The following is an 18,697-nucleotide window of genomic DNA, read 5'->3' on the forward strand; positions in this document are numbered from 1 at the left end:
GTGCCTCCGAGGACGCCCCGGACCGGTCGTCCCGGCTCGGCGCGAACCCGCGGGCCCGGGTGGACCCGCAGGCCGCGACCCGTCGGGTGCCCGCCGCCCCGCCGCGCTTCGATCCGGAGGCCGCGACGCGTCGGGTGTCCGGCAACCAGCCGCGGTACGACCCGGAGGCGGCCACCCGCCGCAGGCCGGGCACCGGGCCGAGGTTCGACCCGCACGCTCCGACCGAGCTCCGGCCGAACCGGCCGGGGGGCTCGGGCAGTTCGGGGGGCTCGGGGCACTCGGGACGTTCGCCGGGTGCCGACTCGGAGGCGGTGACCGAGGTCGTCCGGCCCCGGTCGGGCTCGGGGGCCGGCTCGTCCTCCTGGCAGGACGGCATCGGGCCCGGCGGCCCCGCCCCGGCCGGGGGAGTCGGTGGCGGGAGTGCGGGCGGGAGCCCGGCCGGCCCCGAGGACGGGTTTGGCGGGGCCCCGGACACCGGCGGTCCGTTCGAGGGCGTCTTCCCGGACGCCCTGCGGAGCCGCTTCATCCCGCTGGGTCGGGCCGGAGCCGGCTCCGAGGGCACCGTCTGGTACGTCCGGCGCACCGACGGCGGCGGTGACGCGGCCGTCAAGGTGGCCGTCGCGGGCCAGCCGATGGACCACGACCTGCTCTCCCACCTGGGCCACGACGGCTTCCGCCGGCACGTCCCGCAGCTGATCGACTTCGGCCGGGTCCGCCACCACGGCGCCCAGGTCGACTGGGTGGCCATGGAGTACCTGCCGGTCACCCTCGCCGCCCACGTCGCCGGGCTGTGGCAGTCGGGCGGGCACGGCGACCGGCGGACCACCGAGCAGATCGTCTACGAGCTGGTCGCCCTGCTCGACTTCTGGCAGCAGCGGATCCAGCGCAACCCGCTGGACTTCAAGCCCGCCAACATCCTGGTGCGCCCCGGCAGCGGGTCCGGGGAGTTCGTGATCGCCGACTTCGGCGGCGTCGACCGGCTCACCGACAGCCGCCGGTTCACCTCCGAGATGATGGTCACCGTCGCCTACATGGCCCCCGAGCAGCTGGCCGGCAAGAACCACCAGGCCGGGCCCTGGTGGGGGCTCGGCAACGTGCTGTACGAACTGTTCGTCGGCCGCCCCCGCTTCGTCGGCGCGGACGGCGAGCGCCCGGACGACCAGGAGCTGGAACTGGAACTGGTCATGGGCGAGGAGGTCGACCTCAGCGCCGTCCGCGACCCGCGCCAACTGCTGCTCCTCCAGGGGCTGTTCACGAAGATGCCGGAGGACCGCTGGACCGCCCCGCAGGTCCGCAGCTGGCTGGCCGGCGGCACCCCCGAGGTGATCCGCCGCCGACCGCAGGCGCAGGCCAGGGCCCACCGGCCGGTCACCTTCCTCGGCAACCCGTTCACCGACCCGGTCCGGCTCACCGAGGCGCTGCTCAAGAACTCCGGCGCGGCGGCCCGCTGGCTGGCCACCGGGGGAGCGGAACGGGTGCGCGACTGGCTGCGGGACGAGGTCGAGGACACCGTCTTCGACCTGCACTACCTCTCCGACGTGGCCAAGGCGCCCGGCTCCCGGCGCGAGTCCGTGGCCGCGGTGGCGGTGCTCGCCCTGGGGGCCGCCTTCGTCCCGGGCGCCGTCCCGCACTACCGCGACCGGCCGATCGACACCACCGGGCTGGAACGCGTCGTCACCGCACCGGACGGCGCCGAGCTGATCGACGAACTCGTCCGGGGCGGGGTGCCGGCCGTGGTCGCCCGCTACGACTGCTTCCACCCCGAGTGCGCCGGCGAGCACTGCTCGCGGCTGCTAGCACTGGCCGCACTGCCGGAGGTGCTGGCCGAGGTGGACCGGCTGGCCCGCACCGTCGGCGGCGGCCGGCGCGGCGGCGACGGGCTCAGCCCGGAGGAACGCGAGGAGGCGCACCGGCAGGCGGTCTGGCTGAGCATCCGGCCCGAGGAGCGCGCGCGGCTGCTCGGCCGGCTCTCGCCGCTGCCCGCCGCACTGCACCGACTGCCGCTGCCCGAGCGGGTCTCGGAGCTCGCCGCCGCGGTGGCCGCCACGGTGGTGGACGGCGCGCTGGCCATGGGCGCGGGCGCCCGCACCGCCGTACGGACCGTGGCCCGCAAGCCGGCGCCCGACCCGGTGGCGGCCACTCCCCGGGACGTGGTCCGGCGCCACTGGTCCGCGCTGCGCCGACGGGCGGTGAGCGCCGACCCGGCGCAGCCGGCCGGACGGGCGGCCCTGGTCGCGGCGGAGGCACTGCGGCGGCGCGGCCGGGGACGGCCCGAGCGGCCCGAACCGGAGGCCGGGGTGCGACAGGAGGGGCGGGTGGCCCGGCTCTGGCTCAACCGGCGCCGCCGGCCGCCGACGGGCTGGGAGGAGCGGCGGGAGCAGCTGGCGGCCTGGTGGCCGCACGCCCGCACCGCGTTGCCGCGCCGGGCCGGGGCGGTCCTGCTGCTGCTCCTCGCCTTCGGGCTGCTGCTGTGGGCGGGGGCGGTGCTCCGCTACCCGGTCGAGGCGGGGGAGAAGCTCGACCTCTCGCCCGCCGGCGTGTTCGGCGGCCCCCTGCGGAACGCCGGCGAACACGCGGCCCGGCAGGTGGCCGGACAGCTCGGCGCGGGGCTCGTCGCAGCCGCCGTGATCGCCTTCTTCCCCGCCCGAGTGGGCATCGGCACGGCGCTGCTCACCGGCGCCGGAGCCCTCGCCATCGGCTACCTGCGGCTCGGACCGCCGATGACGGTGCTGGAGACACCGCCGTCGGTGGCCGACCGGGTCGTGGTGTTCGAGGGCGGGATGGGGAGTTGGGCCGGGATCGCGGCGGTGGTGGCGACCGTCGTCTCGCTCGTCCTGATCGAGCGGGCCGCCAACCGGCTGCTGAAGCCGGCTCAGGAGGCCCGACGGCAGGCCCGGGAGGCATGGCGGGAGCGGGGCGTGCGGGGCGTGCGGGGCGCGGGGCCGTCCGGGGCCGGCACCGCCGAGCGGGCGGGGAGCGCGCCGTCCGGGCGGTGGCGGACGGGCGGCGCCGGTGCGCGCGACCGGGTGCGGTTCGCGCTCGGGACGACGGCGGTGCTGGTGCTGCTGCTGTGGGCGGCGGTCGAGGTCCGGCTGGCGGCCACCGGGGCGCACCCGACGCCCGACTCCTGGGGGACGGGGCAGGGCGGTGCGGACTACCAGGCCGGGTTCGTCCTGCTGCTGGCGGTGGTGTCGCTGGTCAGCACCCTCGGGACGCCGGCCACCGCCAAGGGGCTGTTCGTGCTCTGGGTCCCGGCCACGCTGTTCCTGGGCGCCTGGCCGGGGCCGCTGGGCCCGGTCGAGGCGCTGCGGATCCCGGTGTTCGAGGGGCTGTTCCGGGCGATCGCCGGGCGGTGGGGGCACGGGGCCTTCTGGGCCGCACTGCTGGTGGCGCTGCCGCTGGCGGCGTACGGGGTGCTGCGGACGGTCCGGGGGCGCGCGGGGCGCGGGTGACAGCGAACGACTGACAGCTGACAGATCACAGCGAACAGATCACAGCAAACAGATGACAGCTGACAGATTTTGAAATCTGTCAGCTGTCATCTGTCACCAAGCGCCCGTGCGGCAGCTCAGCCGACCAGCCGGGACAGCTCGATCGAGTGCCCCGTCCGCTCCACCTTCGCCCGCAGGTAGCGGACGTTGCTGGCCGACAGGTGCACCCCCGTCGGCACCCGGTGCCGCACGACGATCCCCAGGTCGGCCAGCTGCGCCGCCTTGTCCGGGTTGTTGCTCAGCAGGTCGATGCCCGTGGCGTCGAGCGCGGCGAGCATCTGGGCGGCCGCGGTGTAGTCGCGGCCGTCCTCGGGCAGGCCGAGCGCGGTGTTGGCGTCGTACGTGTCCAGGCCGGAGTCCTGGGGTAACGGTACACCCCTCTACCTTGTTCCCGACCTGCGGAAACAGGGTGAGGTGGTGAGGTCCGCGCCCCTCCCGTCACGGGAACAGCCGGTAAGCATCGAGCGCCCGTGCTGCGGCTTCCACGCGGACCCGCGCGGCCTGCTGCTGGTTGCGCAGGGGGACTTCCCAGGTGCGGAGCAGGTACTTCATGCGGGAGGTGGGGATCCCGTAGCGCTGCGCGAGCTTCTTGGGAGACGTGCCTTCGTTGTAGAGCCGGGTCGCCTCCTTGCGGTCCATCCGGGGGGCGGTGCCAGCCGGGTATCGGGCGTTGTCGTGGCGGAGGTGGGCGGCTTGACGGAGGTCGCGTTGGGGGACCTCCCACGCGCTGAGAAGTGACCTCATGCGGTAGGTAGTGACGCCGTAGCGTCGCGCGAGCGCAGCGGGGATCGTCCCGTTGTTGTAGAGCCGGGTCGCCTCCGCGCGGTCCACGCGGGGGTCCGTGTCCGCGCTGGGCTGGTACTTGGGGGCCTCCCAGTCCCGGAGCCACTTGGACATGGTGCCCTGGGACACCCCGTAGCCCTTGGCGAGCTTGTACCCGGGGGTGCCGTTCGTGTAGGCGTCGATCAGGTCGGCGCGAGTTTTGCCGGTGGGCTCGGGGATCTTGGGTGGCATGGGGTGTCCGTTCGTAGGTTCGTATGAGGAGGCCCCGCCCCGTGTGGTGCTGAGGTCGCGCACGGGGGCGGGGCCTGAGGCGAATCGATCACATAAACCAACTGGCCTCTGGTAGCGGCAAGTTGGCTGTAGGCTGCCAGGATGGAGCTTCCTGACGAACGACTGGCGGCCGGCCATGCCGGCGGCGATGTTCTGGCGTTGTCCACGATCCACCGCTTCACCTCTCTCGATGTTGACGCCTTCGAAATCCCGAAGGGCCGAGAAGAGGACTGGCGGTTCACCCCGCTGTGGCGGCTGAACGGGCTGCACGACGGGACTGCCGTACATCGCGACAACGGCCTTTACTTCGGTCCCGCACGGCTGGAGAGCGGAGTCCGCGTTGAGGTCGTCGCCTCCGGAGCCGGAGGGGAGGATCCCCGGATCGGTTCGGCCGTCGCGCCGGCCGACCGTGTTGCAGCTCAAGCCTGGCGCAGCCACACCCACGCACTGCTGGTGACCGTGCCACCGGACACGATCGCGACGGAGCCCGTCATGGTCGGAGTCACCGGCCCGGGAGAGGGCACCGCGGCGTACGGCCACGTGACGATCCGGGCCGGCAGGTTCAGCAAGGCCACCGTCGTGGTGACCTACACCGGCTCGGGGAGCTTCGCGGACAACGTCGAGCTGGTTGTCGAGGAGAGCGCCGACCTGGCCGTGGTGGTCCTCCACGAGTGGAGTCCGGATGCCGTCCACGTCTCGGCACACCACACGAGCCTCGGACACCACGCCAAGCTGAAGCTGACCACTGTCAGCCTCGGTGGCGCGGCGGTCCGCGTCAGCCCCACCCTGACCTTCGAAGCGCCCGGAGCGGACGCGGAGCTGTCCGGCTTGGTCTTCTCTAAGGCAGGCCAGCACATCGAGCACCGGCCCGTCGCCGACCACACCGGGCCGCACTGCACGTCCCGGGTCAACTACAAGTGCGCTGTGCATGGCCGGGATAGCCGAAGTGTGTGGATCGGCAATGCCTTCATCCGTTCCGCGGCTAAGGGCACCGACACCTACGTGGCCAACAGGAACATCTTGCTGTCGGCTGGCGCCCGTGCCGATGCGGTCCCGAACCTGGAGATCGAGATCGGTGACATCGTCGGCGCTGGCCACGCGAGTGCGACCGGGCGATTCGAGGATGACCAGCTGTTCTACCTGATGTCCCGAGGTATCGACGAGAACGAGGCGCGGCACCTGGTCCTGCGCGGCTTCTTCCGGGAGATCATCGCGAAGATCGGCATCCCCAAGGTTGAAGACCGGGTGCTGGGCACGATCGAAGGCGAGCTGGACCGGCTGAGCTGACCGGCTGGTCATCGGACGCTTCCCAGGACGACGTACGCCACGGCCGGGTAGCAGGACGCGAACGCCCACACGAAGCAATTCAATCCCATGGTGATTGCAATGATCATGTGGAAGGCCAGGGCCAGCCCGATCAGCAGCGGAAGGAGCGGAGGCGGCGTCAGCAGCACGAGCGGGAACGCCGTCTCCGCGCTGACCAGGGCCAGCGACAGCCAGCGGCACAGAGCGGGCCGTCCGGCCAGTCGGCGCGCCGCCCAGGCGTTGCCCCATGAACGCGTTCGGAGGACTCCTAGGAGGCCGGTCCCGTCGCGCCACTCCGAGTGGAGGACCTTCGCGAACCCTGACGAGAAGTACGCCAGGCACGCCTCGGCGACGATGAACCACAGGGCGATCCGCTGACCACCGAAGGTCTGCGCCATCGCCAGCGAGCCGAAGACGATCAGGAGCACCTGATCGGAGCCCTCGCCGCCGTAGGGGGCACGGAGGCCGCGCAGCGCCAGCGACGCCGTCACCAGCCACAGTAGAAGGGCTTGCCAGGCCCCAGAGGGGGCGGCCAGGACCAGCGCGGCGGCGGCCACTGATCGCACCGCCACGCCGATCAGGTCGCGGGGGTACCCCAACAGGCCGTCGACCATGGCCCCGGTGCGTCCCGTCGAAGTCCAGCGTCGGCGCAGCCGCAGGACACGCCAACTGTTCCAGGAGCTGTTGTCGGTGCTTCGAGGCCGAGCCAGGACCTCAAGAGAGGAGATGAGTACGCCGATTCCGGCGATGATCTCCGTGAGGCGGATTGCGGAGGAGGGAATCACCGGGATTCTCCGAGGTGGTGGCGGCCGGATTTGAAGATAACGTCCGGGCTCTCGTCACTGAGAACGCCATGCGAGATCGCCAGGACGAATTGAACCTCGCGGGCGTCTGGGACTCTCGATGCCACGGCGGTGACGTAGTTCAGAATCGCGAGGTAGGGCAGGGATACCTGCACGGCGCGCGGCCTCTGCACATCAAAGCGGTGGGCGACGGACATCACGTCGGACAAGCCCTTGAATGCACGACGGTCCGGATTCCAGGCGATGTGCCACCAGCAGCGCTCCGGAGGGCCGGCAACCTGATGCCAGGGGCCGAATTCTCCGGAGGGTCCTGCCATCCGCATGAGGAGGTGATAGTCGTGCTGGACCGGTCGGGGCGCGAAGAATCTGTAATTCGGAACAACCCCGAAGATATCCCAGGCCCTCAACCGGTCCAGCAGTCGCCGCGGAACCGTCAACTGGCCGACAGCCGACACGATGAACCACGCCGTCAGCACGACGGCCGTGATGACGGTCCCCACGGGATCAGGCCGCGATCAGCAGGGCCGTGCGCCGGACGCCCAGCAGCTCGACCAGGCCGGCGTTCTCGGACGCCGAGTCCACGAGGTCGACGGCGATCTGGTCGTCGTCGGTGACGACGCTGCCGGCCGAGAAGGTCGCCTGCCCCTGGGTGGTGACGTCGGTGACGCCGGTGAGGGCGTCGCTGATCTCCGGGTCGGCCCCGATGACCGCCGAGATGTCGAACGACATGTGCTCTCCTTTCCCGAGCTTCCTTCCAGCGGATGCCGGAAGGAATCTTCGAGACGATCACCCCGACGCGGGATGTGCTCTCGAAGGTGTCATTAACATAGCCGACATCGGAGATCCACTAAAGCGCTTTCGGCGGTACTATTTATAGGGAACTTCGCATTCCGGAGTTTCTGCCTTTGGGCATGACTAAGCCCCCTATTTCGACAAGTGAGATAGGGTGATAGATGGGTGCCGGGCTGCCAATAGATGACAGCCCGGCGCGGGTCGCCCCGAGGCTCTAATTTCGGGGCCCCACCTCCGATCGGAAGACCTCGGGCGCGTCCTCGGAGCACTCCACGAGTGCCACCAGGGCCGTCATCGCGATCACGGCCAAGGCCGACTGGAGGTCCCTGGTGGCGACAGCCTTCTGGCTGGGCCGCATCTTTCGCAGCTTCAGCATGTTCAGCGCCGCGTTGCCCATGCACTCCTGCAAGCTGAACATCAGCAGGCTCAGGAGGTCCGGCGCGTTCTCGGAGCGCGCCTTCAACTGGGCGTGCATGAGGTGCGCGCGTTCCCAGAGCCATTCCGTGTGCATACCTGAATACTCATTTCTCAAGAGAAGGGTGAGCGGTTCGAGCGAGCTGGGTGCCTGGTGGCCGCTGGCTAGCGGGCGCGGGACTGCGGACGGAGTCGGAGTTCGGCCCACACGTCCTTGCCGCAGGCGTACAGGTTGACTCCCCAGCGGTGTGCCAGGCGGTTGACGACCAGGAGCCCCCGCCCGCGCAGGGGTACGTGGTCGGGGCCGGCCGGGAGGCCGGCGTCCACGAAGACCGGCAGCGAGCAGGAGCCGTCGCTGACCGTGATCCGGACCGTGCACTCGCCTAGGCGCTGGATCGAGAGCCCGAGCTTGCGGCAGCACGCCGTCTCGATGGCGTTCGTGACCAACTCGCTCACCACCAGCACGGCGCTGTCGATCAGGTCGAACAGCTCCCAGCCGGCCAGGGCGGCGTCCACGAGCCAGCGGGCCAGCGCGGCCGACTCGGGTACGTAGGGGTACTCCGCGGTGAAGCTTGTGAGGGGGACGTCCAGCTCGACCTGGACGGGGGGTTCGGCAGTGGTAGTCATGTCACCTCCATCCGTCTTAAGCCGTCGAGTAGCCGTTGCATGAGATCGGCCGGCGGCGCCTGGTGGCTGTGGTCCTGGTGGAGCTGTTCGATCTGCTCGGTGCCGAAGTGCTCCTGGAGCGCCTGGCCGGGAGCACGCCGGACCAAGGGGGGCTCCGTGTTCGCGGCCCGGCCAGCGTTCACGACCGATGCGAGCCGGACGGCCCGGATCTTGGCTTGCAGGTCTTCCAGCATCGACCGGTTGAGTCGGAGTTCGATCACGGGAGGGGGGCACTCCCCGGAGGGGTCCGGCTCGATACCGCTGAGCGTCATCCGGAACGACTGCGTCGGACGATCGAGGAGCTGCAACTGCGCCGGCGGGATCTCCTCGACGGAGATCCGCCCTCGTCGCGGCGCGGTGCTGGTCTGGGGGTTCGAAGGCGCGGTCCCGACCGTGGGGCGGAGGACCGTTCGGATCTTGTTCTCCAGCCGCACCACGGTCTTGCGGGTGAGGCGGAGTTCGATCGGGGGAGGGGGCTGGCTCTCGGTGGCGTCGAGGCCGATCCCGCTCAGGGTCAGCAGGATGGGGCAGTCAGGCTGACCGAGGCGTTCCAACCGCGACGGGCCGAGTTCTTCGACGGAGATCCGGCCCCGGCGGAGCGGAGAGCTGTCCTGCGGGTAAGGCTGTATGGACATGCTGTCCGCCGGCCTCATCGAAGTCCCCCTTGAGAGTGGCGCAGACGATCTTGTAGCGGTCGACCGGGTTGAGGTCCCAGTGCCACGACGCGGTCAGCTCCGTGACCAGTTCGAAGCCTCGGCCGCCGGTGTCGTAGGTGCCGGCCATGCGGGGCTTCGGGAGGTCCGTGGAGCGATCCATCACTTCGATCCACGGGAGCCTGTTCCACAGCGCCACGAAGGTCACCTGGTACGGCGTCTCGGCGTGCCGGAGCGCGTTCGTCGCCAGCTCGCAGGCGACGAGCACCGGGTCATCGGGGTCGCTCCCGATGGCCTGGCACGACTCCGTGATGAGCCGCCGGACGCTGCGAACCGAGGTGGGGTCAGGTTCGAAGGATTCCGATCGAAAGAGACGAACGATGGTGCTCAGGTGGGCGTGATCGAACACGGCTTGCACAGCTCCTCCACAGGTCGGCCGGAGGGAGCCGTGCGTCATCGCGGACGCACTACACTCCGCAGATGGCTCGTAGCGGGTGGTGCCCGAATAGTGTTCCGCGTACTTAACTGCGTACGCAACCCCCAGCCTGACGAGCCTTCAAAGTTCACTCCTGGGAGGCATGCTGCCCTCAGGACGCGCTACGCTCATCCAAAGACGATGCAGCTGGATGAAGAGGTGATAGGCGTGGGTACCAGGCCGCAAGCAGCCCGTGCTGCGGCGAGCGTCGGCCGGCGACTGAGCGCCCTTCGGTTGGACGTGCGACCGCGCCTCACCCAGGTCACTGTTGGCAAGGCCCTGGGCAAGAGTCAGGACTTTGTATCCCGGATCGAGAAGGGGGCCCAGCTCCCCACTGATCAGCAGCTCCGTAAGATGCTTGATCTCTATGAGGTTGACCAGGCCATTCGTCTCGATCTGATGGCCGAGATCCGCGAAGCGCGGGCGGCGGAGTCGGAGTGGTGGACCAAGTATGTCGCTGATCTCCCGCGAAGCTTGGTCAAGCTGATCGAGCTGGAGGACGTAGCGACGAAGGTCAGTATTGCCTCCGGCGGACTGATCCCTTGGCCGTTCCAGACCGAGAAGTACATGCAGGGCGTGGACGAGTTCGCTTCAGTCGAGGTCGGCGCGGAACGACTGACCACTCAACACGCTGTTCGAGTGAAGCGCCAGGAGATCGTCACCCGAGCCGACCGGCCGGTGATCGTGGATGCTCTGGTCTCCGAGGCTGCTCTTCGCCCCCACGTCGGTGGTCCGGCTGCAATGCGTGAGCAGCTGGATCGCCTGATCGAGATGGCAGACTTGCCTAACATCACGGTGAGGGTCATCCCCTTCGCCGCTGGTGGTGCTGCCGCCTCGCAGCTGAACCTCACGATCATCGACTTTCCCACCCCGAACGACCCCGGTGTCGCGACCATGGACACCGGGACGGGCGTCGCCATCCTGGACGACCCGAAGGAGGTCCGGGCACGGCGGCGTAGGTTTGACTACCTGTGTGGGAAGGCGTTCAGTTCTACTGAATCGCTAGAGCTGATCAGATCCGCAAGTAAGGAATTCCTCTAACCATGGAAAAGCAGGAACTGTACGACGTTACTCCGCCCATGGAGGATCGCTTCAAGTCGCCGTTCAGCGAGGCGAACGGTGCCTGCGCGACGTTCGCGCCGATCCTAGGTGAGGACGGGCGGTTGATCGGGGTCTTTCAGGGCGACAGTCAGAACCCCGAGATCCTCGGAGTCCGGCACACTATTGCGGAGTTCGTCGCCATGGCGGACGGGATGACCGCCATCCGCACACGGCTCGGCCTGTAGAAGCATCTCTCCATACACTCTGCCCAGGACACCCCTGCCTCCGCCGGAGGCAGGGGTGTTTGCCGTTCCCGGCCCTCGTCATCGAGTCACGACGACGGGGTGGGGCTTGGCACCACCCGGTACGTCTCCTCTTCCCCCGGCGGCGGGAGCGGGACGGCGATGGACAGTTCGATGCCGGCCACGGCTCGGAGCTGGTAGCCGTAGCCGGGCGGGAGGGTGCCCGGCGGGGAGCCCTCGGTGGTCTTCGGTATCCACGCGCGCCCACGGAGTTCGACGGTGCCGATCTGTTCGCCCAGGCCCCGGACGACCCGGAAGCGGCCTCGGCGTCCCTCGTAGGTGAGGTCGAAGACCCGGTCGTCCCATTGGCCGTCGGGCAGCAGGTTGGCGGGGTGGGGAATCAGGGGTGTGTCCTTCCGTTCGGGTGGGTCGGGGTGGGGCCTGGTGCCAGCGGCCGGCGGAGCCGGTGGAGCATGACCGGGTGGAAGCCGCGGGGGTGGGGCCTGGTGTCCAGAGGCCGATCTCGACTCCGTCGGCGAGCAGTTGCCGGACGGCGGCCTCGGTCTGGTGGGGGTAGGGGTGGCGGGAGTGGAAGTGGCCGTTCTCGCGGATCTCGTACATGTCGGTAGCGAAGTCGCGGTCGTTGAGGGTGACGTCGAGCCGGCGGGCGTGGCCGCTGCCGGTGACGCTCCAGCGGTCGGCACCCACCGCGGACCACGTCAGGTCGATGTCCGCTCCGGTGCGGGCCCGCTGGGCGCGCTCGCGTTCGGCCTGGGCGTCGGCTCGGCGCTGGCGTGCGGCGGCCAGCTCGGCCTGGTGCTGCCGCTCGGCCTCCTCGCGACGCCGCAGGAACTCGGCCCGGCTCTGGGCGGCCTGGCGTTCCAGCTCCAGCATGCGCTGGCGGGCCTTCTCGCGGCGGCGTGCGGCTTCGTGGCCGCCGGGGAGCGGGGGTAGGGCCTGGGGCTCGTGGCGGGCGGGCCAGGGGTCGGCGAGGTCGGTGCGGTGGTGCTGCCAGATGCGGAGCATGGCGCGGCCGTCCGGGGTGGCGACGACGTCGCCGTGCTCGTCCTGGCGGAGGAAGCCGGCCGCGAGGGCCAGCTCCACGACGCGGCGGCGCACGCGGCGGCCCTTGGCGTCGTGGCGGGCTCCGGCGGGGACGAGGCGGTAGCCGGTGCCGTCCCACCACACGCCGCCTTCGCCAGGGGGCAGGGTGGCCGCCGAGACGAGGCCGTACACCCTGCTGGTCCACCCGGACTTCTCGCGGGTCTCGCGGGTGCGCTCGGCGGCGACGAACCTGCGGATCTCGGCTTCGTGGTCGTCGGCGTGGAGGCGGGCGGCGTGGTGGGCGTCGTCGCGGTGGTGGTGGTCGTCGCCGACCTGGGCCGGGCGCCCGGTGTACCGGTCGCCGCAGGACAGGCACCACACCTTGCCGCCTTCGCCCCGGTAGCCGCCGGGGCCGACGCCGACGGGGCAGGCGTCGCGCAGGCCCCACTCCAGGGCGGTTCCGCCCCCGGGTATCCAGGGGACGCGGGCGGGGGTGGTCACTGGGGTCTCCTGGGGGTGGGGCCTGGGGTCACTCTGGGTGATGGAGTGAGTGGACAGCGTAAGGGTCTATGTCGTTATGTCATTTTTTATGACATTTAAAAAAAATATATAAACAGCACTACAACGGTGGGAACCAACCTGAATCGGGCTCCGACATACGGCACTTCGGCACACCCCGCCCTCACCCGGAGGCGGGGGCGGGGCCTGGTGTCGGCGGGGTGGGTCAGTCGGTTCCGAGGGCTTCGAGCCATTGGCCGGCGTCCATGCCGTCGATGGTGGGGTGGCCGTCGTGGAAGCGGATGTCCCGGGGCTCCAGGGTGACGTCGAGGAGCTGCCCGAGGTGCAGGCACTCCCGGACGACGAGTCCCCGGTAGGCGGCTTCGGCGCGGGCCTGGGCGTCGTCTCCGAAGTACTGGCGGGGCTGGTCGCCGGTGGGCATGCGGCCGGCCGCTCCGTACGGCTGCCTCTCGACGGTCCAGGTGCCCTTGGCGTCGGGGGCGGCGGTGAACCGGACTGCCGTCGGCGGCTGCTCGGGGTGGGCGGTCGGGTAGGTCAGGGTGTATCGGGTGGGGGCTGGCACTGGTGTCTCCGGGGGGTGCGGGGTCAGGGGTGGACGAGGGGCGCGCAGGCCGGGCAGAGCGGGTCACCGTTGAGGGCCCAGTCCGGGGCGAGCGGGGTGTCGGGGCTGCACAGTGCTCGGCGTTCGGGGCCGTCCACGAGGGCGGCGTGCGGTGGGGTGCCGGGGCGGGCGTAGCCGAAGGTCAGGTGGCGGGGCAGGTCCATGACCCGCAGCGGCTCGGGGGTGTCGTGCACGGGGTTCTCCGGGGGCGGGTGGGGCCTGGTGTCAGCGGTGCTCGGTGGCGAGGTGCCGGCGGCGGGTCTCGTCGGTGTAGCCCTTGCCTGCGTTCTTCGTCTCCCAGCCGCAGGTGCACACGGCCTTCGAGTAGGCCCGGCCGGGGCAGCCTTCGGTCAGGGGCTTGCCCGAGCTGGTGTGCTTGTGGGTGGGCGGGCAGGGGGTGCCGTCGGCGTGGTGGTCGGTGCGGGGTGCGGTGAACGTGGCCGCGGGGGTGTCCTGCTTCGGCCGGCGGGCCCGGGGCGGGGCCTGGTGCCAGGTGCTGCGGCGGCGGTTGTCGGCTTCCTGCTCGGCGTCCCACTCGGCTTCGGTGAGGGCGTCGCCGACGACCAGGGGCTCGGTGTGGTCGTACCAGGTCTCCCAGTCGGCCGTGACGATGCGCTCGGCTGCGGTCTGGGCGGCTTCGGGGCTGTCGGCGAGGACGGGCACCACGTGCACGGTGATGACGTCGACGGCAACGATGTACTTCGGCATGCTGCTTGTTCTCCGGTGCTGCTCGGGGGGTGGGGCCTGGGGTCTGGCCGGGCCTCGGCGCGGTCCGGAGGGGTGTCCGGGCCGCACCGGGGCGGGTCAGGCCGCCAGTACGGTGCCGTTGACGAGCAGGCCGGGCAGGCAGTCCTGAAGGAGGACGGGGATCATCTCGGTGTGCTTGTCGCGCATCCACGGGAAGCCGGGGGCGGTGGCGATGGCGAACGGCTCTCCGCCGTCGGCCGGGACGACGATGCGGAAGCGGGCGCGGGGCTGGCGGACCTCCGGGCAGGCGAGCCCGAGCACGCTGGGGTGGGTCTCGCTGGCGACGCCGTAGCGCACGGTGCCGTCGGGCTCGGTCCAGCGCTGCCACCCTGCCCCCTTCGTGCGGGTCCGGCTGGGCTTCGTGGCGGGACGGGGACTGGGCCCGATCTTCACCGCGCTGCCAGGACTGCTGACCTTGGGCAGGTCGAGGGCGAGCTGCACGGCTTTCGTGTGCGTCGTCTGTGCGCCGCTCTGTCCGGCCGGGGTGGTGACGGTCACGGTGCGGTGCTTCGTCGTGAACTGGCCCTTCTCCTCGTGCTGGTAGGGCAGGCGGAGCGTGGTCGTGAGGGCGGCGGGGGTGGTCACGGTGGCGCTGTTCCTTCGGTGGTGCGTGGGGGTGGGGCCTGGTGTCAGCGGCGGGTGGTCACGCGGCGGCGGGGAGCGCGTCCAGGGGCTCGGGGTCGTGGACGGTCGGTTCGTGGCCGTGGCTGTAGGCGTCGGCGCGGGCGTCGCTCTCGAACGCCGACATGGCGGCGGCTTCGGCCGCGTCGTAGTCGTCGGCCTCCACCACGAAGCGGAAAGTCTCGGTGTTGTCGATGTAGACGGCGAAGCGGGGCACAGCTGTCTCCTACAGGTGGGGTGTGGTGGCAGGGCGGTGGGGCCCGGCCGGCCTCGGGGCGGGTGACGCCGGCCGAGGGGTGGGGCCTGGTGTCAGCGGCTCGCGTCGTAGGAGATCCACCAGTCCGTCTGGCCGGTCTCGTAGGCGAACCACTCGCCGTCGTCGCCCGTCCCGCCGGTGGCTTCGGCCCAGGCGCGGAACCCTTCGCGGCTCAGCCGCCAGCCGCGCAGCCTGGCGGCGTCCAGGGCGCCCTTGCCGTACGCCCGGCTGTCGGCGGTCCACTCGGGCAGCGCTTCGGACAGGTCGACCCACCCCGCCCGGATCACCGGCCGCCACACGACGCGGACGGTGCGGCCGGGGCGGGGCCACTCGACGGCGACGGCTCCACCCGCTTCGGGGGTGAGGGTCGCGCCGTGGTGGACGGCGTGGCGGGCGAGGCGCTGGGTCAGGAGGTGAGGGCTGGTGCTCGGGCTGTCGGCTTCGGTGCCGTACGCCATCGCGCCGTTCCCTGCGGCGTGGTCGCCGAGCTGGCCGACAAGGGTGTCGTAGGCGTAGGTGCCGGGGGTGTTCATGGTGGCGCTGTTCCTTCGGTGGTGCGGGGTGGTGGGGGTGGGGCCTGGTGTCAGTGGCGCTGGAGGAGGCGGAGGACGGCCGCCCGGAGGTCCGCGAGTTCCGCCCGCAGCGCGGTGTTCGCGGCGGTGACGGCCGCGACGCGGGCGCGCAGCTCGTCCAGCTCGGCGGGGTCCGGTTCGACGTCGGCGGCCCGGATCACCGGCCGCTCTCCGTCCCACGGATGAGCGCTTCGAGTTCGGCGGTGAGGTCGAGCAGCAGTTCCCGGCACTGGTGGGCGCGGTCGGCGTTCGCCTCGTCGTAGGCACCCATGTACCGGTCCTCGGCGGGCTGGTCGGGGTGGTGCGGGTCGTAGGTCGGGATGCGGTCGTAGAAGAGGGCTTCCCAGTCGGCTTCGTTCTCCCGGACGCGGTCGACGAGCGCTTGGAGCTGCATGGTGGTCATGGCGCTGTTCCTTCGGCGTGAGGGGGTGGGGCCTGGTGTCTCAGGCGGTGGCGGCTTCGAGGTCGCGCAGGAGGGCGTCCAGGGCTTCGGCGGTGGCGAACAGCTGGTCGCGGGAGGCGCGTTCGCGGGCGGCGCACAGGTCGTCGTAGTGGTCGCAGTCGTCGTCGCTGGTGTGGAACTCGCCGTCGGCCGGGTCGGGGTTGTAGGAGGGGATGGCGTGGAACGCCTGCTCCCACTCGTTCTCGAAGGCGGTGTGGGCGGCGAGGACGGCGCGCAGTCGGGCGGTGGTGGTCACGGGGGGCTCCGGTCGGGTGTGGGGGGTGGGGGTTAGAGGTAGATGCCGCACAACTCGTTGTCGGCGCTGCACACGGCGTTGCTGATCGTGTCGTCCAGGTGGGCGGGCGCGGCCTGGTCGCAGGAGTCGCACTCGGTTTTGGCGTTCTCCACGTCGAGGCCGGTGCCGATGAGTTCCACGCTGCCGTCTTCGTCCTGGACGACGTGCAGGAACGCGGGGACGGTGATCGTGAACGTTCCGCCGCACGGGCAGCGCAGTTCCGGGGTGGGGGTGGTCAGGGTCTCGGGCATGGCTGTACTCCGGGGGCGGTGTGGGGGTGGGGTCTGGTGTCTGTGCACCCTTGGCGGGGGCCCGGCGGGGCGCTGGGCCCTCACCAGGGGCGCACAGCTCAGAGGGAGCGGAAGACGTGCCCGCTGGCGGCGTGGAAGTAGTCGCAGCCCCACGCGATCAGGTCCACCTCGGGACGCCAGCCCCGGCATCCTTCGACGGCCGCGCGGTACTCGTCGTCGGTCTCCATGAGCTGGTCGTGGGCGAAGTCCTCCAGGCTGTCCCACTCGCCCTCGTAGGCGTCTTCGAAGGTCTGCACGGCGTACTCGGCGTTGCCCACGTACGCGGCGTAGGCGGTGAGGGCTTCCAGCTCTGCGACGACTCCGACGTCTTCGGCAAGCTCGGTCAGGTAGTCGGCGGTGCGGCTCACGGTGGGGTCTCTCTCGGGTCGGTGCGGGGCGTTGGGGGGGCCGGGCGTCAGACGGTGTCGGGGGCGTCGAACAGCTCGTCCAGCAGGAGATCGAGACCCCGGGCGTACTCCGGGTCGTGGCGCATGTCGCGGAAGGCGTCGAACATCGCGGCCACGTGGTCGGGGTGGTCCATGCCGAGCTTGGCGAGGCGGGGCCAGTAGCCGGACAGGGCAAGGGCGGTGGCGCGGGTCATGGTGGTGCTTTCCGTTCTGTGCTGGGGAGTTGGAGGGGGTGGGGCCTGTTGTCAGGCGGCGCGGCCGTACACGGCGCGGTATCCCTGCGCGGAGCCCCGGACGATGGCGCGGACGTCTTCGCGGTACGCGGCCCCCTGCTGCGTGGCGTAGCCGGTGAGGTAGGGCTTCAGGACGGCGGTCAGGGGCTTTCCGGTGTCGGGGTGGGACGTCTCGTTGAGGGCGCAGTCGCGGCACAGCGGCTCACCGCGCCGGGCGTCCGTGGGGGTGAGCCAGTCGTCGCAGTCGGAGCAGGCGGTGTACCCCAGGCCGGACAGGGCTTCCTCGACCATGGCCATGGTGATCTCGCCGAGCGAGGGGGACGACAGTTCGCGCAGCACGTCTTCACCGTCGACGCCGTCCGGCAGGGTGAGGGGTGAGCCTTCGATCTCTTCCACCATCGCGGCGTGTTCCCGCTCGGTGTGGTCGTCGTCGTCCAGCAGCGGGTACCCGGCCAGGCTGTCCGCGATCCGGCGCGCTGCGTCGCTGGCCAGGAAGGACCCGGCGTCGTAGATGATCCCTTCGCCGCAGGTGTCCCACAGCGTCCCGCGCTCCCCGGCGGCGTCGCCCATGATCCGGCATGCGGCCTGCCAGTTGGACTGTGCGCGGACGGCGTCCGACTCGTGTTGGTGCCAGCCTTCCCCGTCCTCCAGGAGGCTGCCTGTGCCGTCCATGACCATGCCGAGGCTGGCCCATCCGTAGCCGTCCGCCTCCGCCTCCATCCGGTGCACGAAGTCCCATGCGTGGCAGTGGTGTTCGGTGGCGGCGAGGAGTTCGGCGGTCAGGGTGGTGCTCATGATCGTGTTCCTTGCGGTGGTGCGGGCGGTGCGGTGGTCGGTGGCTCAGCGGGTGGTGGCAAGCCAGTCGCAGGCGTACGCGCTGCCCTGCTCGCAGGCGTCGGCCATGGCTTCGACCCACCCGTCGTTGAAGGCGGTCACCTGTACGGCGTCGACCGGGGAAGGCTCGTTGAACGTGTTGCCGGTGATCCACCCGCCGAGTGCGGCGGCGGACAGGGCGATCACGGCGAGGGTGCGGCGGGGGTTCATCGCGGGTTCTCCGGGGGTGTCGAGGCGGGGTGGTCAGCGGGCGTCGCGGCGCTTGCGCTTGCCCCGGCGGGTGGGGACGTCGGCGCGGTCGCGGTCGTAGGCGTTCACCGGGGCGGGGGTGACGGCCACCGGCTCCGGCTCAACGGCGGCCACTGCCGGGCCCTGGACGGTCCGCTTAACCAGGGCGGGCACCTGCTTGCCCCAGTGGGCGAGAAGGGCGGTCAGTAGGGCTGCTGCGACCCCTCCGCCCCAGTTGTGCGTCTGCCACGGCGACCCCGCCAGCAGCATGACCAGGCCCAGGGCGGCCGGGGTGAAGTGGTTACGCATCGTGATCTCGTTTCGGTCGGTCCGTCGCTTGCAGGACCAACACTGCACCAGAGATGCAGTGGAAGTCCAATGCATGTCGAGTGACGCCCATCACATAGAGCGAAGCGCTCGCTTCGGCCGAAGGCGGAAGACGCGCGCTCGCGCGAAGCGAAGTGAACTCACAGGCAAGGCAAGGGATTTGGTGGTGTCGAGGCGGCAACTCAACGGTTGCTGCGAGGGGACCCGGGGGGTGCCTCCCGTGCGCGTTCCTTTATTGCCCGGAGCGTCATAGCAGTCGAGATCCGATGCGAACGCCGGCCGACCCCTTCTTCCAGCTGATTCACGCAGCGTGACCAGTGGGGATGAACTCATTGCCACGCACTGA

At 70.8% G+C, this 18,697-nt stretch carries 28 protein-coding genes and 1 pseudogene; 4 read left to right on the forward strand and 25 right to left on the reverse strand.

What is annotated here, in order from left to right; translation table 11 throughout:
- The first annotated feature begins 311 nt into the window (after positions 1-311).
- The gene (locus tag ACWDCZ_RS03775; RefSeq protein ID WP_449815140.1) at positions 312-3,452 is read left to right on the forward strand and encodes a protein kinase domain-containing protein; all 3,141 of its coding nucleotides are present in this window, start codon (positions 312-314) and stop codon (positions 3,450-3,452) included.
- A 116-nt stretch (positions 3,453-3,568) separates the two neighbouring features.
- On the opposite strand, the pseudogene ACWDCZ_RS03780 reads toward ACWDCZ_RS03775, so the two are convergent.
- Both ACWDCZ_RS03780 and ACWDCZ_RS03785 read right to left on the reverse strand, forming a co-directional pair.
- Positions 3,569-3,853 (reverse strand): annotated as a pseudogene (locus ACWDCZ_RS03780) (GTP cyclohydrolase); the annotation flags it as partial.
- A 76-nt stretch (positions 3,854-3,929) separates the two neighbouring features.
- Positions 3,930-4,505 (reverse strand): hypothetical protein, encoded by a 576-nt coding sequence (locus ACWDCZ_RS03785; RefSeq protein ID WP_387969419.1) that lies wholly within the window; start codon positions 4,503-4,505, stop codon positions 3,930-3,932.
- Between the two features lie 141 nt (positions 4,506-4,646).
- Between ACWDCZ_RS03785 and sufD the strand changes: the two genes are divergently transcribed.
- Positions 4,647-5,831 carry a Fe-S cluster assembly protein SufD gene (gene sufD / locus ACWDCZ_RS03790; RefSeq protein ID WP_387969422.1) on the forward strand — a complete coding sequence of 395 codons (1,185 nt, stop codon included), beginning with the start codon at positions 4,647-4,649 and terminating at the stop codon, positions 5,829-5,831.
- Between the two features lie 8 nt (positions 5,832-5,839).
- Here sufD and ACWDCZ_RS03795 read toward each other — a convergent pair whose 3' ends face one another.
- The 7 genes from ACWDCZ_RS03795 to ACWDCZ_RS03825 all read right to left on the reverse strand — a co-directional run bounded on the left by ACWDCZ_RS03795 (position 5,840) and on the right by ACWDCZ_RS03825 (position 9,586).
- Entirely contained in the window at positions 5,840-6,634 is a 795-nt protein-coding gene (locus ACWDCZ_RS03795; RefSeq protein ID WP_449815141.1) for a hypothetical protein, read from the reverse strand.
- Positions 6,631-7,152 carry a hypothetical protein gene (locus ACWDCZ_RS03800; protein ID WP_387969428.1) on the reverse strand — a complete coding sequence of 174 codons (522 nt, stop codon included), beginning with the start codon at positions 7,150-7,152 and terminating at the stop codon, positions 6,631-6,633. The genes ACWDCZ_RS03795 and ACWDCZ_RS03800 overlap by 4 nt, the downstream gene beginning before the upstream one ends.
- A gap of 4 nt (positions 7,153-7,156) precedes the next feature.
- Entirely contained in the window at positions 7,157-7,381 is a 225-nt protein-coding gene (locus ACWDCZ_RS03805; protein ID WP_387969430.1) for a hypothetical protein, read from the reverse strand.
- A 277-nt stretch (positions 7,382-7,658) separates the two neighbouring features.
- Positions 7,659-7,955, reverse strand: coding sequence for a hypothetical protein (locus tag ACWDCZ_RS03810; protein ID WP_387969433.1), 297 nt, complete (start codon positions 7,953-7,955; stop codon positions 7,659-7,661).
- Positions 7,956-8,023: 68 nt separating this feature from the next.
- A complete protein-coding gene (locus ACWDCZ_RS03815; RefSeq protein ID WP_387969436.1) occupies positions 8,024-8,485 on the reverse strand; it encodes an ATP-binding protein in 462 nt (153 codons plus the stop codon).
- Positions 8,482-9,078, reverse strand: coding sequence for a hypothetical protein (locus ACWDCZ_RS03820; protein WP_387969439.1), 597 nt, complete (start codon positions 9,076-9,078; stop codon positions 8,482-8,484). Before ACWDCZ_RS03820 ends, ACWDCZ_RS03815 begins: the two co-directional genes overlap by 4 nt.
- Positions 9,056-9,586: an ATP-binding protein gene (locus tag ACWDCZ_RS03825; protein WP_387969442.1), complete on the reverse strand. Its 531-nt coding sequence runs from the start codon at positions 9,584-9,586 to the stop codon at positions 9,056-9,058. Before ACWDCZ_RS03825 ends, ACWDCZ_RS03820 begins: the two co-directional genes overlap by 23 nt.
- A 207-nt stretch (positions 9,587-9,793) precedes the next feature.
- Here ACWDCZ_RS03825 and ACWDCZ_RS03830 point away from each other — a divergent pair, with 207 nt between their 5' ends.
- Entirely contained in the window at positions 9,794-10,693 is a 900-nt protein-coding gene (locus tag ACWDCZ_RS03830) for a helix-turn-helix domain-containing protein (RefSeq protein WP_387969445.1), read from the forward strand.
- 2 nt (positions 10,694-10,695) lie between these two features.
- Positions 10,696-10,938, forward strand: a complete 243-nt coding sequence (locus ACWDCZ_RS03835; RefSeq protein ID WP_387969448.1) for a hypothetical protein — start codon at positions 10,696-10,698, stop codon at positions 10,936-10,938.
- A 78-nt stretch (positions 10,939-11,016) separates the two neighbouring features.
- On the opposite strand, the gene ACWDCZ_RS03840 is transcribed toward ACWDCZ_RS03835, so the two are convergent.
- The 16 genes from ACWDCZ_RS03840 to ACWDCZ_RS03915 all read right to left on the reverse strand — a co-directional run bounded on the left by ACWDCZ_RS03840 (position 11,017) and on the right by ACWDCZ_RS03915 (position 18,333).
- Positions 11,017-12,480 carry a hypothetical protein gene (locus ACWDCZ_RS03840; RefSeq protein ID WP_387969451.1) on the reverse strand — a complete coding sequence of 488 codons (1,464 nt, stop codon included), beginning with the start codon at positions 12,478-12,480 and terminating at the stop codon, positions 11,017-11,019.
- A 223-nt stretch (positions 12,481-12,703) separates the two neighbouring features.
- The gene (locus ACWDCZ_RS03845) at positions 12,704-13,060 is read right to left on the reverse strand and encodes a hypothetical protein (protein ID WP_387969454.1); all 357 of its coding nucleotides are present in this window, start codon (positions 13,058-13,060) and stop codon (positions 12,704-12,706) included.
- A gap of 23 nt (positions 13,061-13,083) precedes the next feature.
- A complete protein-coding gene (locus ACWDCZ_RS03850) occupies positions 13,084-13,293 on the reverse strand; it encodes a hypothetical protein (protein ID WP_387969457.1) in 210 nt (69 codons plus the stop codon).
- A 31-nt stretch (positions 13,294-13,324) separates the two neighbouring features.
- Entirely contained in the window at positions 13,325-13,807 is a 483-nt protein-coding gene (locus tag ACWDCZ_RS03855; RefSeq protein WP_387969460.1) for a hypothetical protein, read from the reverse strand.
- Positions 13,808-13,903: 96 nt separating this feature from the next.
- Positions 13,904-14,431: a hypothetical protein gene (locus ACWDCZ_RS03860; protein WP_387969463.1), complete on the reverse strand. Its 528-nt coding sequence runs from the start codon at positions 14,429-14,431 to the stop codon at positions 13,904-13,906.
- Positions 14,432-14,489: 58 nt separating this feature from the next.
- On the reverse strand, positions 14,490-14,684 hold the full coding sequence (locus ACWDCZ_RS03865) for a hypothetical protein (RefSeq protein ID WP_387969466.1): 195 nt from the start codon (positions 14,682-14,684) through the stop codon (positions 14,490-14,492).
- A 92-nt stretch (positions 14,685-14,776) separates the two neighbouring features.
- The gene (locus ACWDCZ_RS03870) at positions 14,777-15,256 is read right to left on the reverse strand and encodes a hypothetical protein (protein ID WP_387969469.1); all 480 of its coding nucleotides are present in this window, start codon (positions 15,254-15,256) and stop codon (positions 14,777-14,779) included.
- Between the two features lie 50 nt (positions 15,257-15,306).
- The gene (locus tag ACWDCZ_RS03875) at positions 15,307-15,456 is read right to left on the reverse strand and encodes a hypothetical protein (RefSeq protein WP_387969472.1); all 150 of its coding nucleotides are present in this window, start codon (positions 15,454-15,456) and stop codon (positions 15,307-15,309) included.
- Positions 15,453-15,698, reverse strand: a complete 246-nt coding sequence (locus ACWDCZ_RS03880; RefSeq protein ID WP_387969475.1) for a hypothetical protein — start codon at positions 15,696-15,698, stop codon at positions 15,453-15,455. Before ACWDCZ_RS03880 ends, ACWDCZ_RS03875 begins: the two co-directional genes overlap by 4 nt.
- Before the next feature lie 40 nt (positions 15,699-15,738).
- Positions 15,739-15,993: a hypothetical protein gene (locus ACWDCZ_RS03885; RefSeq protein ID WP_387969478.1), complete on the reverse strand. Its 255-nt coding sequence runs from the start codon at positions 15,991-15,993 to the stop codon at positions 15,739-15,741.
- Between the two features lie 32 nt (positions 15,994-16,025).
- Positions 16,026-16,283, reverse strand: a complete 258-nt coding sequence (locus tag ACWDCZ_RS03890) for a hypothetical protein (RefSeq protein ID WP_387969481.1) — start codon at positions 16,281-16,283, stop codon at positions 16,026-16,028.
- 98 nt (positions 16,284-16,381) lie between these two features.
- A complete protein-coding gene (locus ACWDCZ_RS03895) occupies positions 16,382-16,690 on the reverse strand; it encodes an antirestriction protein ArdA (RefSeq protein WP_387969484.1) in 309 nt (102 codons plus the stop codon).
- Between the two features lie 47 nt (positions 16,691-16,737).
- Complete coding sequence (locus tag ACWDCZ_RS03900) at positions 16,738-16,923, reverse strand: hypothetical protein (RefSeq protein WP_387969486.1); 186 nt, start codon at positions 16,921-16,923, stop codon at positions 16,738-16,740.
- 51 nt (positions 16,924-16,974) lie between these two features.
- Positions 16,975-17,757 (reverse strand): hypothetical protein, encoded by a 783-nt coding sequence (locus ACWDCZ_RS03905; protein WP_387969489.1) that lies wholly within the window; start codon positions 17,755-17,757, stop codon positions 16,975-16,977.
- 45 nt (positions 17,758-17,802) lie between these two features.
- Entirely contained in the window at positions 17,803-18,006 is a 204-nt protein-coding gene (locus ACWDCZ_RS03910; protein WP_387969492.1) for a hypothetical protein, read from the reverse strand.
- Between the two features lie 33 nt (positions 18,007-18,039).
- Positions 18,040-18,333, reverse strand: a complete 294-nt coding sequence (locus tag ACWDCZ_RS03915; protein ID WP_387969495.1) for a hypothetical protein — start codon at positions 18,331-18,333, stop codon at positions 18,040-18,042.
- Between the last annotated feature and the right edge of the window lie 364 nt (positions 18,334-18,697).

It is taken from the genome of Kitasatospora sp. NPDC001225, assembly GCF_053597855.1.

Coding starts and splice junctions, on each gene's coding strand:
- sufD (WP_387969422.1), top strand. CDS start 4,647: ATGGAGCTTCCTGACGAACGACTGGCGGCCGGCCATGCCGGCGGCGAT.
- ACWDCZ_RS03855 (WP_387969460.1), bottom strand. CDS start 13,807: ATGCCGAAGTACATCGTTGCCGTCGACGTCATCACCGTGCACGTGGTG.
- ACWDCZ_RS03805 (WP_387969430.1), bottom strand. CDS start 7,381: ATGTCGTTCGACATCTCGGCGGTCATCGGGGCCGACCCGGAGATCAGC.
- ACWDCZ_RS03890 (WP_387969481.1), bottom strand. CDS start 16,283: ATGCCCGAGACCCTGACCACCCCCACCCCGGAACTGCGCTGCCCGTGC.
- ACWDCZ_RS03830 (WP_387969445.1), top strand. CDS start 9,794: ATGCAGCTGGATGAAGAGGTGATAGGCGTGGGTACCAGGCCGCAAGCA.
- ACWDCZ_RS03785 (WP_387969419.1), bottom strand. CDS start 4,505: ATGCCACCCAAGATCCCCGAGCCCACCGGCAAAACTCGCGCCGACCTG.
- ACWDCZ_RS03910 (WP_387969492.1), bottom strand. CDS start 18,006: ATGAACCCCCGCCGCACCCTCGCCGTGATCGCCCTGTCCGCCGCCGCA.
- ACWDCZ_RS03905 (WP_387969489.1), bottom strand. CDS start 17,757: ATGAGCACCACCCTGACCGCCGAACTCCTCGCCGCCACCGAACACCAC.
- ACWDCZ_RS03900 (WP_387969486.1), bottom strand. CDS start 16,923: ATGACCCGCGCCACCGCCCTTGCCCTGTCCGGCTACTGGCCCCGCCTC.
- ACWDCZ_RS03810 (WP_387969433.1), bottom strand. CDS start 7,955: ATGCACACGGAATGGCTCTGGGAACGCGCGCACCTCATGCACGCCCAG.
- ACWDCZ_RS03870 (WP_387969469.1), bottom strand. CDS start 15,256: ATGAACACCCCCGGCACCTACGCCTACGACACCCTTGTCGGCCAGCTC.
- ACWDCZ_RS03880 (WP_387969475.1), bottom strand. CDS start 15,698: ATGACCACCATGCAGCTCCAAGCGCTCGTCGACCGCGTCCGGGAGAAC.
- ACWDCZ_RS03835 (WP_387969448.1), top strand. CDS start 10,696: ATGGAAAAGCAGGAACTGTACGACGTTACTCCGCCCATGGAGGATCGC.
- ACWDCZ_RS03815 (WP_387969436.1), bottom strand. CDS start 8,485: ATGACTACCACTGCCGAACCCCCCGTCCAGGTCGAGCTGGACGTCCCC.
- ACWDCZ_RS03915 (WP_387969495.1), bottom strand. CDS start 18,333: ATGCGTAACCACTTCACCCCGGCCGCCCTGGGCCTGGTCATGCTGCTG.